This is a genomic window from Paenibacillus sp. FSL H8-0282 (assembly GCF_037963825.1).
Classification (GTDB): domain Bacteria; phylum Bacillota; class Bacilli; order Paenibacillales; family Paenibacillaceae; genus Paenibacillus_AQ; species Paenibacillus_AQ odorifer.
The window spans coordinates 1,838,930-1,852,374 of sequence record NZ_CP150146.1 but is presented as its reverse complement, the minus strand read 5'-3'; the positions used below and the strand labels follow the sequence as shown (position 1 = coordinate 1,852,374).

General features: G+C 46.3%; 9 protein-coding genes. 1 reads left to right on the top strand and 8 read right to left on the bottom strand.

Going from position 1 to position 13,445, the window contains the following annotated elements; all coding sequences use genetic code 11:
- Window positions 1-81: 81 nt before the first annotated feature.
- The 8 genes from NST94_RS07975 to NST94_RS07940 all read right to left on the bottom strand — a co-directional run bounded on the left by NST94_RS07975 (window position 82) and on the right by NST94_RS07940 (window position 11,265).
- Window positions 82-1,029: an ArsR family transcriptional regulator gene (locus NST94_RS07975; protein WP_076126345.1), complete on the bottom strand. Its 948-nt coding sequence runs from the start codon at window positions 1,027-1,029 to the stop codon at window positions 82-84.
- A gap of 145 nt (window positions 1,030-1,174) precedes the next feature.
- Complete coding sequence (locus NST94_RS07970) at window positions 1,175-2,569, bottom strand: family 43 glycosylhydrolase (protein WP_339281856.1); 1,395 nt, start codon at window positions 2,567-2,569, stop codon at window positions 1,175-1,177.
- Window positions 2,570-2,611: 42 nt separating this feature from the next.
- Window positions 2,612-4,360, bottom strand: a complete 1,749-nt coding sequence (locus NST94_RS07965) for a sugar-binding domain-containing protein (RefSeq protein ID WP_076308700.1) — start codon at window positions 4,358-4,360, stop codon at window positions 2,612-2,614.
- 27 nt (window positions 4,361-4,387) lie between these two features.
- The gene (locus tag NST94_RS07960; RefSeq protein WP_076279754.1) at window positions 4,388-6,169 is read right to left on the bottom strand and encodes a glycoside hydrolase family 2; all 1,782 of its coding nucleotides are present in this window, start codon (window positions 6,167-6,169) and stop codon (window positions 4,388-4,390) included.
- Window positions 6,170-6,227: 58 nt separating this feature from the next.
- Window positions 6,228-7,163 carry a carbohydrate ABC transporter permease gene (locus tag NST94_RS07955; protein ID WP_076126337.1) on the bottom strand — a complete coding sequence of 312 codons (936 nt, stop codon included), beginning with the start codon at window positions 7,161-7,163 and terminating at the stop codon, window positions 6,228-6,230.
- 15 nt (window positions 7,164-7,178) lie between these two features.
- Complete coding sequence (locus tag NST94_RS07950) at window positions 7,179-8,150, bottom strand: ABC transporter permease subunit (RefSeq protein ID WP_076141368.1); 972 nt, start codon at window positions 8,148-8,150, stop codon at window positions 7,179-7,181.
- 11 nt (window positions 8,151-8,161) lie between these two features.
- Window positions 8,162-9,907 (bottom strand): extracellular solute-binding protein, encoded by a 1,746-nt coding sequence (locus NST94_RS07945; RefSeq protein WP_076126335.1) that lies wholly within the window; start codon window positions 9,905-9,907, stop codon window positions 8,162-8,164.
- A gap of 404 nt (window positions 9,908-10,311) precedes the next feature.
- Window positions 10,312-11,265 carry a glycoside hydrolase family 43 protein gene (locus NST94_RS07940; protein ID WP_076279756.1) on the bottom strand — a complete coding sequence of 318 codons (954 nt, stop codon included), beginning with the start codon at window positions 11,263-11,265 and terminating at the stop codon, window positions 10,312-10,314.
- A 493-nt stretch (window positions 11,266-11,758) separates the two neighbouring features.
- Here NST94_RS07940 and ilvD point away from each other — a divergent pair, with 493 nt between their 5' ends.
- Window positions 11,759-13,444: a dihydroxy-acid dehydratase gene (gene ilvD / locus NST94_RS07935; RefSeq protein ID WP_036680967.1), complete on the top strand. Its 1,686-nt coding sequence runs from the start codon at window positions 11,759-11,761 to the stop codon at window positions 13,442-13,444.
- Window position 13,445: the final 1 nt, after the last annotated feature.

The window sequence follows — 13,445 nt, the reverse complement described above, 5'->3', positions numbered from 1 at the left end:
CCAGAACAAACAAAGCAAGGCGGTTCCTTGGATACGAAGATTCGTTTCCGAGGAACCGCCTTGCTTTGTTCATCTCCTAAGCTAAAGTTCTACTTCATCCTGATCCATGGTATATTTTACCTTCATCATAATATGTTGTTCATAATCGCCAAACTGGCGCCCGAACAGGTTAAGTCCGCCTTGATGAACTGCATCAGGGTTGATTCCAATGCGCAGCCGCAATTTGGGGCTCCGGTTAATCAGAAGATCATTTAAGGAAACATTCGACACCTTCTCCATATCAAGTGTCGTCTTTTCATGGTCAACACGCCAGGTCTTGAGAAACCCGTATTGTGTAGATCCATCCCACCACCAGTTCGGATTCAGCTTGCCCCGCCGGTCACCGAAATCACCGGGACTGGTCCACATGCCGATCTCCGATCCATTCACCCATACAGAGATGTTCGAAGGCCAGTTCTGGTCATAATTCGGAGCTTCCGAACAGATCTCCATGGATAATTCCAGCGATTCAATTTGTGCTCCGGAGGGGATATCCATAGGCAGCAAATATTCCAGAAATCCTTTGCGGAGCCAGATCAGCTGAGCGTTGACATGTTTAGGGTGATAAAAGCTCGACGGTTCATCTTCTTTGATAATAAGACCCTCGCTATTAGCCATTCCGCAAGTAGGAGATACCTCACAGTCGCTATAATGGCCGATCGGCATCTCTACTTCATAGACATGAGTTAATCCCTTTGACATCGGTTCTTTCAAATTCAAGGCAATATGAAGATCATCATAATTCCGGCTGCAAACTTTCATTGCCCCGCGTGAAGCCGGAAGCAATTCTGTATGAATTAACTCTGCTGCTTCTAATACTTTAATATTGCTTGCTACCGTCGACACTGGAAGCTTCAGCCTCTCAGCGATTTCAATAATATTTAAGTTTTTGGAGTTTAAGAGCCGAAGAATATCAACCCTAGAACGAGTTGATAAAGCATGCGTTACTGTGACTAATTTTTCCGGGTCGTTTAAGCTAAGTTCCAGCACAAATCAGCTCTCCTTGTATCCTAATAATTATCCTAATCTTACTTCTTAATGAGATGAAAAACAATTACACCTACAAGCCCTTTCACCTAGAAATGACCTCCGGAAAACCGGAAGCCATTTCATATGTCTCTTAGGTTTGTTCGATTCACAATGGCTTAATATCAATGAAATCAATTTCTCCGTAACCTTCGCCTTTGGTAAAACGAAGCTTGTTCATGCCTGCCTTCAGTTGAACCCGGGCTGTGGACAGCCCCCAATTCTCCCACCCTTTATTGGTGATATAGAATGGGCTGGCAGGTCCTGCATTGACACTAAGCTGAAAATTCGACCAATTCCCGCCAGACGTTCCATTCGCCGTTCGAGCCAAAAGAATATACTCGCCTGCGGCTGCCGCATCAACCGAAAATTCCACGTAACTGTCCGGCGTATCAATATGACCCGCCTTAAGTCCAGCCGAGCCCTTGGGACTCGAAGAGGCATAGGCATCGCCGCCAAATGTCCCTTTTTCCGCTTCGTAGCGGGTATGCATGGTTTCACCTGAAGGCAAAGTTATCGGAAGATTAGGGTCAACGGGAATACCCAGATTAGGTGTATGATCAGCATTCCAGCTGAATTTCTGCATCCGCACCTCGCGGTTCCAGCCAGCGTTATTGTATTTGGCGACATGGTACATGATCCAATCCTCTTGGCCGTCAGGAGACTTTGTAAACGAATGGTGTCCAGGTCCATAAAGTCCATTGCCTGAGGAAAAGATAGGCTGATTGCGTTTATTCCATGATGCCGGATTCAACAGATCACTGGAGATGTCTGCGGTGATCAGTCCCAGACAATAATCATTAGTCCAGCTTCCGCTTGCCGAGTAGACCAAACTAATGACTTCTCCATTTATAATCACCTGTGGTCCTTCATTCACATTTGGGGAATGATTCGTTTCCCAGCTATACGTTGGTCTTGAAATCTCTACGCGTTCGGAATCAATGGTCCAGGGATTACTCATATGCGCGATATAGAGATTCTGCCGCACATTAACATTCCCCTCCCAGCCGGACCAGATAAAATACAGCTCGCCGTTCACTTGCAGCACAGTACCGTCTATAGCCCACTTATTGCTTGAATCTGTGATCTGGCCTTTGTACTGCCAAGTTCCCTGCATCGGGTCTGCCGCTGTGTTCTCCATTACATGCATGCGGTGGTTTACGTTATCTCCGTCGTCCATCGCATAGTAGATATACCAAGCTCCGTTTATATAATGTAGCTCAGGCGCCCAGATGCCGCTACCGCCCGTGTTGACAACTTTAGTAGGCGCTGCATCAATAGTGGTCAACTGGGCTGACTTCCAGAGGGTAACATTGCCACCTGTTGTTTTGGTGAAATAATAGAAGCCATCTGTATGTTTATACACCCATGGGTCCGCCCCGTCCTGCATAACCACGTTGTAAAAGTCATTATGATCAGAGACAGCTAGGGTCACCTTCCCCATTGGAAGAATAAGAAGAACACTTAAGGCGACCAGACATTTTTGCCGGAAATTCACTTTCATAATCTATCACATTCCTTTCGAATGAATAGTTACGTAGCGCCTCTAATCTTCAATTGCAGCCTTACGCGCATTGATGCCGCGGATTCGCTCGGGGTCGAACTTCGGCTGTCTGTCATAAGTGTACAGTCCATTGACTTCCTGCTCCACATCGTACAGCTGGGTATAGCAGAATCCAAACATCAGCGGATGATCCAATAGAACATTCGTCAACCCCTCGTAGCGTTCGATAAACATTTGCTCTGAGGTCGGTCTGTCCCCATACCCCCATGATTTTTCATCTTTCTGCTGCGGGTTCCACCAAATTCCGCCATACTCGCTGATGAAGTAAGGTTGACCTTCATACGTTTGGCGATCCGGGAAGGTATTGAATACTTCTCCGCCACTTTTCATCGGTTCATATCTGTCCCGGAACGTCTGCGGATTCTGGTCATAGTCATGAAGATCGAAGATATCTGTAGCCACATGGAAGTTGCCGCTTGTATCAATTACTGGACGTGTTGGATCCATACGTTTTGTTACGTCGTAAACAATCTGGAGCACGGGGTTATGCTGTTTCGCACCGTCCCGGTCCCAGGTCTCATTAAAAGGGCACCAGCCGATCAGCGCGGGATGATTGAAATCACGCTGCATACCTTCGAGCCATTCCGGCAGGAAGTGAGTCAGGCTATCCGCTCCAGTAATATTCAGCCCCCAATTGGCATGCTCTCCCCAGACAAGATAACCTAATTGGTCAGCCCAATAAAGATAACGCGGTTCAAAGATCTTCTCGTGAAGCCTCGCGCCATTGAAGCCAAGCCCTATTGAGATTTCGATGTCTCTGCGCAGATCTTCATCAGTAGGAGCGGTATAGATTCCCTCCGGATAAAAACCTTGATCCAGAACTAACCGCTGAAATACGGATTTCCCATTGATCCGGAATGCCATCCCATCCAGTCGTACCGTGCGGAGTCCAAAATAAGAATGGACCACGTCACTCTCCCGTCCCTGACTATGCAAGGACAACTTCAGGTCATACAATCTGGCGTTTCCAACTTCCCACAAGTGAATCTCTGATAGTGGAATCGTAAGTTTTATAGAGGGTCCGGAAACGATCACACTGCTGTCCCCAACGGGTTTGCCGCCATAAAGAGCAGTGGCCCTAAGCGTGTCCCCCGCTGCGTTCCCTTGTACCTTCATTTCGAGGTGCACACAGCCATTGTCGGGATCAGCGACAACTTTCAGATTAGACAGATAGGTTTCAGGGACTTGCTCAAGCCATACCGTCTGCCAGATTCCTGTAGTGCGTGTATAATCACAGCCGTGCGAATGGAACTGTTCACTCTGCTTGCCCCGTGGCTGTCGTCCCGATCGAACGTCGTCTTCAGCATAGACAGTAATCACATTACTGCCCGCTAAAAGATTAGAAGTAATATCAAAGCTAAACGGAGTATATCCTCCGCGATGCGTACCTACGGATACGCCGTTCACCCAGACCTCCGCCATATAATCAACGGCGCCAAAATGAAGGATAACTCTGCCATTTGTCCAGCTCTCCGGCACGGTAAACTCCCTTTTATACCATACAGCAGCCATAAAATCTTTATATTCTACACCGGACAGCTTGCTTTCCGGACAGAAGGGCACAGTAATTGTCCCTGAGAGATTATGTTCGTTAACAGGGTATCCGCGTTCCTTCCCACTTTTGCCATGATCAATTTCGAATTGCCACTGGCCGTTCAGATTGATCCACTCTGGTCGAATAAAGTCAGGGCGGGGATATTCAGGACGCGGAAGCGTTGCTTGTTGTGTCATGGTGTAACTCCTTTTAGTAAATGTTATTTATTGGATATGCATCATAATGTTGCGGATCGCTTCAAGCGGAGCTTTGGGCTGTCTATCATAGGTGAGCAGTCCGTTGATTTCCTGCTCGACATCCGTCAGCTGGGTATAGCAATACCCTTGGATCACCGGGGAAGTGAACATCGGGTCAACCACAGCCTTGAGCTTCATCAGGAAATCCTCTTCATTCTCTGCCCCAGAATAACCCCAGCCCTCCCACTCACTTTTCTTGAAGGCAATTCCACCAAACTCGGATACGAGAATCGGCTGGCCTTGATACGAAGCTCCACCGACAAATATTTTGCGGTTGGCCGGCATCGCATTTACAGAAGATTCTGCCGTGGCATATCTCTCCTCCAGCACTGCCTGATGGCTCTCATAGTCATGAATAGTCACCAAATCTGTAGTCATATGCTCCCACCCATCGTTATACACAACAGGTCTCATCTCATCCAAGGATTTCGTTAAATGATACATAGCCAATCCGTGCTGCTGCTGACGTGTATCAATCTGGACATTGGGAACACCCCAGCTCTCATTAAGCGGAACCCAGGTCACGATACAAGGATGGTTATAGTCGCGCTCGATGATCTCCTGCCATTCCTTCGTGAAACGGCGGACATACTCCTCGGAATATTCGTAAGCATTGGCTGCCTCACTCCATACCAGCAGGCCGAGCTTATCACACCAATACAGGAACCGGGGATCTTCTGTCTTCTGATGTTTTCTTACCCCGTTAAAGCCCATTTCTTTCGTCAGCTGGGCATCACGTTTCAGCTCTTCGTCTGTAGGTGCGGTTAGTATCCCGTCAGGGAAGTATCCCTGATCAAGCACCAGTCTCTGGAAATATGGGCGGTTATTCAAGCATAGCTTGCCATTTTCAATCGACACCTTGCGCATGCCGAAATAACTCGCCACTTCGTCAATTACTTCCTCATTCCGAAGCAATTGAAATTGAATATCATACAAATTCGGATGCTCAGGGCTCCATAAACGTCCAAGACCATGATCCGCAAAATCACCCAAGCCGATAGTGCGCAGCTGCTCACCATTCATGACCATATATTGATCTTCCGCAATTACTTCACTGTCATACGATACCGTTATGCGCAGCTTGAGCGGATCAGCAGACTTAAATCCTTGCAGAAAGGTCCGAAGCCGGATTTCATTGCGGTCAATATCTGGTGTCATCATGGTTTTACTCAGATGCACTGCAGACAGCGGTTCAAGCCAGACACTCTGCCAGATTCCGGTTGTGCGGGTATAAAAGATGGCAGCAGACTGCTCCAGCCAATATTGCTTGCCACGCGGCAAGGTGACATCACGGCTGAAATCCTCTGCGCGCAGTATGATGGTATTCCTTCCTTTGAGCAGCGAAGGAGTGATATCGACCTGAAATGGTGTATGTCCGCCTTCATGCACGGCCACCAGCTGACCATTCACCCAGACTTTTGCCAAATAATCAACGGCGCCGAAATGGAGGACAATCCGCTTCCCATTCCAACCCTCAGGAACTTCAAAAGTTCTTCTATACCACACAACATCATGAAATGAAGGATCTTCAATCCCGCTCAGCTTGCTCTGAAACGCAAAGGGCACTTGAATAACCCGTGAAAATAAACCCTTTGTGTCCGTCCGATACCATTGTTCTTCCTCACCGACATCTTCATCATCAAACGTAAAATCCCATTCTCCATTTAGGCTAAGCCAATCCTTACGGGCAAATTGGGGTCTTGGATATTCTGGACGTGGAACGGATGTGCTGCTTGCTTCTGTCAACATGGTGTACTTCACTCCTATTAAATAATTTCTATATAAGATGAACTTGTTTTTTTGCCCGCTATCCTTTAATCGAACCTACGTAAACACCTTTAACAAAATATTTTTGCAAGAAAGGATATACCATTAATATAGGAAGCGTAGAAACGACGATCGCACAATACTTAACCAGCTCGCGGAAAGCCGTCTGGCTCTGGGCACTATCGATGACTACCCCGCCTGCACTGCCGATCGAGGTTGCGGTTGCATCATTAGCTACTAATATTTCCTTCATTAATAGCTGCAGTGGGAACAGCTGTCTGTCCTTCAACAACACCATCGCATTAAACCATGAGTTCCAGTTCCCCACTAAATAGTATAAAAAGATTACGGCCAGCGTAGCTTTGGACAGCGGAAGAATCACATTCGTTAAAATATGGGCCTGACTTGCCCCGTCTATGGTAGCCGCTTCTTCCAATTCCTGCGGAATGGCTTGAAAGCTAGTTCGTAGGATAATAATGTTCCATGTGCTTAAAGCACTTGGCAAAATCATGGCCCACAAATTATTGTACAGACCAATATCCTTCATTAATAAGAACCAAGGAATCAACCCGCCGCCAAAAAACATGGTGATTGTAATCAGGATCATGATGAAGTTTTTGAAATACAATCCTCGTCTGGATAATACATAAGCTCCCAGAATGGTCATGATCATGTTGACTAATGTGCCTAATCCTACATATATAATCGTGTTTTTATAGCCGTTGATCAGACTGTTATCTTTAAATACCAGCTTATAGCCATCCAAAGTGAATCCCAGCGGTTTCAGCAAAATGCCTTTATGAGCAATCAACATGCCGGGGTCGCTGACGGAGGCAAACAGGATGTGCAGGATCGGATAAAAACACACCAAGGTTAATGCGGTCAGCAGAGTATAAAGTGTGCCGTCAAATACTCTGTCACCGATGGATTTATGTTTTCGTCTTTTTTTCGCTTTACGCTGCAAATTATCTTTCATAGCTGTCCCTCTTTCTTACCATAAGCTGACCTCGGACCTGCGTTTGGCTATTGTATTGGTCATCCAGAGCAGTCCGAAGTTAACGATTGAGCTGACCAAGCCCACAGCCGTGGAATAACTAAGACTGGCTTCTCTTAAACCGCGACGATACACGTAAGAGGCAATAACATCCGCCGTATCATAGATCAGAGGATTGTACAGCAGGATAATCTTCTCGTACCCGGACGACATCAACCCGCCGATGGCAAAAATAAACAGAATGATGATAACTGGGCTGATCTGCGGCAGCGTAATATGCCACATTTTTTTAATCCGTCCCACTCCGTCAATTTCAGCAGCTTCATATAATGAAGTATCGATGGAACTCATCGCCGCAAGGTAGATGATGCTATCCCAGCCGATGCTCTGCCAAATGCCGGAGAAGGTATAAATCGGCCGGAAGAACGCAGAGTAGCCGAGCAGTGAAGAGTACTCTTTTCCGGTAATAAATTGCAGGATTTGCGTGATAATCCCTTCATCTGCGGCAAAGATATGAATGATCCCGCATACCACCACCAGGGAAATAAAGTGCGGCATATAGGTGATCGTTTGGACCACTTTTTTAAACTTAACCCCACGGATTTCGTTCAGCATCAAGGACAGAATAATCGGAGCTGTAAATCCAAAGGCAATCCCCCAAACATTGAGGAGAAGGGTGTTTTTAACGACCCGCCAGAAATAAGGCCCTTGGAAAAAATCAATAAAGTGCTTAAACCCTACCCACTCGCTCTGGCCAAACCCCAGCAGGGGTTTAAAATCCTTGAAGGCGATCATAACCCCCCACATCGGCCCGTAGCAGAAAATCAGGAACCACGCTACAACAGGGACAGCCAACAGATAGACAAACCAGTTCTTTTTCAAATCCTTCTTAATCACTAACTTGGTATTTTTAGGTTTGGCGTCCTGAGGAATGGGCTTTATCGCTCTGTTTTTTCGTAATATTTCCATAAAACAACCACCTATCGTTTGTTATATCGATCTAAGGCTGCCTGATGGATACTCAAAAACTCTTCCAGTCCCATACTCTGAGCTTCTTTCAAAAATTTATCATAGGCATCTACCGGCAGGTCTCCCATTATGATTTTTGCAAAATACTCTCCGCGCAGTGTCGACAGCTGGTTTCCAAGCTCGGCTTCCCGCGAAGCTTCATCTTTGGTAAAGGAAATAGGTGGCATAGCCATACTAGTATCCATATTTTCTGTCCAATTCTTGCGAATGTCTCCCGAGTAACTTCCTTTGGCAGCGATCAGCGGGTTGGAATGATGCTCATCCCGGATATCCGGCCAGTTGTGCATCCGGTATTTCCATAAGGTTGTCGATACGGGCTGACCTTCAGGGTCTTTAAAGATATAACTGTTCTCTGGATAATAAGGCATTCCCGTCTCATCAATCAGGTGGACCGTGCCATATTCACCAAAGTTAATCAATTCCCAGCCCTTTTTACTGTAATTAAAATCAAGCCAAGCCATTGCCGCTTCTACATTTTTGCTTTGCGTGGTGATTGCAGCTTCGATCCCCGCTCTTTTGAAATTTTTGTACGTGGTTGCGGACTTATCTCCTTTGTTCAGAACCGGGTTCAGTGCGCCCACAAAGTCGATACCGCTCTGCTCTTTCCAATAACTCCACATCGTATCCGGAGAGTCCATCATCATCGCGGTATCTCCCGAAATGGCGCTCGCCATTCTCTGGTTAAAGTCTGCCGTTGCCCAGTCCGGGTTCAATAATCCTTCTTTGTTCCATTGCTGCATGGTGGTCAAATATTCCTTAGCTTTCGGCTGTGCTGGCCCCCAGGCCACTTTGCCATTCTCATCAAGGAACGTCCAATCCCATACTCCATATGCGCCATTTATGATGCCGGTAAAAATCTGGCCGTAAGTAGAGCCGTAATTAAGTGGTGCTTTGTATCCGACTTCCTTTGCTTTTGTCAGGAAGGTATGCCATTCATCAATCGTATTTGGAACTTCAAGCCCTGTTTTGTCCAGCGCTTCCTGCTTAATCAATGTTCCAAACCAAGTCCACTCTGAATATGGGGCGATGCCATAGAAGCCGAGCAGCTTGCCGTCATCCGTGACCGTGGTTTTTCTTCTTGATTCATCCGAATTGCGCCACTTCGTATAGTTCGGAGCATTTTTCTCCATCAGATCTGTCAGATCGATATAAGCACCGTCATTTACGCCCGCTTCAAAACCTCCCGGATAACGTCCCGGCTCAATGATAATGTCAGGCAGTTCACCGGAGGAGATCATCAGCGTGAAGGCATCCGCTTCCTGGCCGATTGGCGGCGTGATGAAGTTTACTTTGATTCCCGTTAATTGCTCCACCTGCTTCTGGACAGCATGATTGTTCATATCCGGAATATTGGAATTCGCAGGCATCCATACATCCAGAACCACATCACCTTTAACAGGATAAGCTGAGTAATCATTTGGAATGACTTCATCGAAGACGTCGCCGAGGTATGTATCATTCAAGGAATGATTAACTTCGTCGATTTGCTCTTGCGTTGGGGCTGTATTGCCGCGTATGTCTGCGCTGATATCTGTAAACTCAACCGGGTCTTTGGCTGTGCTCTCGTTCTCTTTGTTGTTGGAGACACCCTTATCAGCCCCATTGTTTGCACTGTTGCCACTACATGCTGTTACAGTCGAAATGATCAGTATTAACACAAATAAAAGACTAAAATAACGCTTTGCATTGTTCTTCATACTTAACCTCCCACTATAAAATATTTGCCACAACGCCTTAAGCAAATCCAAAGCTTGGAACCACGCTCCTTTTTGACCTGTAGATAACTCCCCTTGATTAATACAGTTTTTCTGTATCTCAGATCGAATTATAAGCATCCAAAATTCATATGTCAACGCTTTCATACAATATTTTTGTAATCTTATGAACTTTTCTCAAACAAATATATGGCTATACCAACTACAAACCTATTAAAAAAGCGTACTAACCATCCTGTATTTTGGCGAAAACCCCTTATAAAACAGGCGTTTTTCGTCAATTATTATCGACAGCGAATAAAAATATCTGCATTACATGAAAAGGCCATTCATTACAGTTTTTCTGTAATAAACGGCCTTTTCAGTCTTGATTTTCTGTTTTATTCTTATTCTCCCGACGGTACGGTCTGAGCAAGCGTATCCCTACAAGGAACCCCAAAATCTGGTGTCCCATCCACCTTCCACCCAAATTTCTGGATACGGGTCGCGCGCAAAGACACATCCGCTCCAGCGGAAGGAAGCGCATGATAGACTATCCAATCTTCCTTGCCATCAGGAGAATGTGTGAAGCTATTGTGCCCCGTGGCAAAAATCCCGTTCTCTACACTTTTGCAAAATACAGGCGACATTGATTTTTCCCATGACAGCGGTTGCAAAGGATCTGCCGCTTCGTTCATGGTGAGCATCCCTAGTGCATAATCCTCAGACCAAGTCGTACTTGCCGAATAAACCATGAAAATACGATTGTGTCGCTGCAAAATTACCGGACCTTCGTTAATCGCCATGCCACCTTGCTTCTCCCATGACAGAGTTGGAGCGGTAAGCAGGTGATGCTCCCCTTCCAAGGTCCAAGGATTACTCATTCGCATAATGTAAATAGCCGACCCATAATCAGGAAAATGACCATATCCCGCATACAGAAAATACAGCTGATCCCGCAAAGACATTACTGTTCCATCCAACCCTGGGACAGGTGTCTGCAAAGCCCCTCTCCATACCCACTGTCCTTCCAGCGGGTTCGCTGCTTCATTCTCCAGCACACAAATCCGCCGTGAATCGTCGCCTCCTCCGTCATTCGCAGTGTAGTAAATGTACCATCTGTTGTCCAAATGATGAATTTCCGGCGCCCACAGATTGTAACTGTAGCTGCCCCCCGGTTCGGGAGACCAGATCACTTTCTTGTCGCCCTCCGCAAGGCCGGTCAAGGTTCTAGATCTCGTCAGCTCCAGACATTTAGCTTTTGTGGCCATAAAGTAATAATAGCCATCGGTATGTTTGAATACCCATGGGTCTCCTGAGCTTGCTACAATTGGATTTAAAAAAGTTGTACGCTGTGACATTCCCTTTCCCTCCTTAGCTTTTCATCCCCGTAAAACGATCCACCGCGGCGATAATAATAGACAAATCCCGATTTTCCAGCACCTCCCATAAAATAATAACTCCCATCATACTCAGCTCTCCTAAAGTTGTCTAGAGTGGTAAATAGATACATCCGAACCCTGTTCCATTTTCCAAATAAAGCACTTTCCTTTCGAAAATGAGCTTTTCCTCCACTTCCCACGCTTTGCGTCAATCGACAAACTTCACATTGTCCGGTAGAAAAAACGTGCTCTTTGTGATAGACTCACTAATAACAATGACTTCTCCGTTCATTTTAGGCGGTAACTGTTTATACCAAAACAGCGGCTTTTTTTATAGAAACGGCATCGCTTTTCTTATTGAGGAAGCAGGTCCCCGTTCTTTCTATAAACCGTATATACGCAGGTCTTTGGAGTTCATTGCGTTAATGCGACACTATATTTGATTGAAATTCATTTAGGGGGGAATGTCATTATGGCAGCCAAGAAAATGCGTTCAGACATGATTAAAAAAGGCTTTGACCGTGCTCCACACCGTAGTCTCCTGAGAGCAGCCGGAGTAAAAGAAGAAGATTTCGGAAAGCCGTTTATTGCGGTCTGCAATTCCTATATTGATATTGTTCCAGGGCATGTGCATTTGCAAGAGTTCGGTAAAATCGTTAAGGAAGCGATTCGCGAAGCTGGTGGCGTTCCTTTTGAATTCAATACGATCGGCGTAGATGACGGAATTGCTATGGGACATATCGGCATGCGTTATTCACTGCCAAGCCGCGAGATCATCGCTGACGCCTTGGAAACTGTAGTTTCCGCGCATTGGTTCGATGGCATGGTCTGCATCCCTAACTGTGATAAAATTACACCGGGCATGATGATGGGCGCACTGCGTGTTAACATCCCAACCATGTTCGTAAGCGGCGGCCCAATGAAAGCCGGCGTAGATAGTAAAGGTAACAAGCTCTCTCTGACCTCGGTATTTGAAGGCGTTGGTGCTCACCAAGTCGGCAAAATCAACGATGCAGAGTTGCTTGAATTAGAACAATTCGGTTGTCCAACCTGTGGATCTTGTTCCGGAATGTTCACTGCCAACTCCATGAACTGCCTTGCAGAAGCACTTGGACTGGCATTGCCAGGTAACGGTACAATTTTGGCTGTTGCTGATGAGCGTAGAGAATTTGTTCGCAGATCCGCAACACAACTGATGGAATTGATTAAGCTGGATCTTAAACCAAGAGATATCGTAACTAAAGAATCCCTTGATAACGCATTTGCACTGGATATGGCAATGGGTGGTTCTACTAACACAGTGCTGCACACCCTTGCATTAGCTCAAGAAGCAGGTATCGATTATCCGCTTGAACGCATTAACGAAGTTGCAAACCGTGTTCCCTATCTGGCTAAGCTGGCTCCAGCTTCTGATATCTTTATCGAAGATGTGGACCGTGCGGGCGGCGTTAGTGCTGTATTGAATGAACTGCTGAAGAAACCAGGTGCTCTGTTCGGGGAATGTATGACCGTTACCGGCAAAACATTAGCTGAGAACGTAATCGGACACGAGATCCAAGATACTTCCGTAATTCATACTATCGACAACCCTTACTCCGAAAGAGGCGGTCTTGCCGTACTTTACGGAAACTTGGCTCCAGAGGGTTCTATCATCAAGGTTGGTGCAGTTGATGCTTCAGTAGGTGGATATCATAAAGGTCCTGCGATCTGCTTTGATTCCCAAGAAGCTGCACTGGAAGGTATCGCGAACGGTAAAGTTAAAGAAGGCCATGTAGTCGTTATCCGCTATGAAGGTCCTAAGGGCGGACCAGGAATGCCGGAAATGCTGGCGCCTACTTCACAAATCGTGGGTATGGGGCTAGGTGCTAAGGTCGGTCTGATTACAGACGGTCGTTTCTCGGGGGCTTCCCGCGGAATCAGTATCGGCCATATCTCTCCAGAAGCAGCTGAAGGCGGTCCGATCGCTTTTGTTGAGGATGGAGACATCATTGAGCTGGATCTCAACAACCGGAAGATTGAATTGCTGGTTGAAGAAGAAGTATTAGCAGTTCGTCGTACGGGTTGGAAAGAATTCGAACCTAAAGTTAAAACTGGTTACCTGGCTCGTTACTCCAAAATGGTAACCAATGCAAGTAACGGCGCAGTGCTGAAGATTTAAT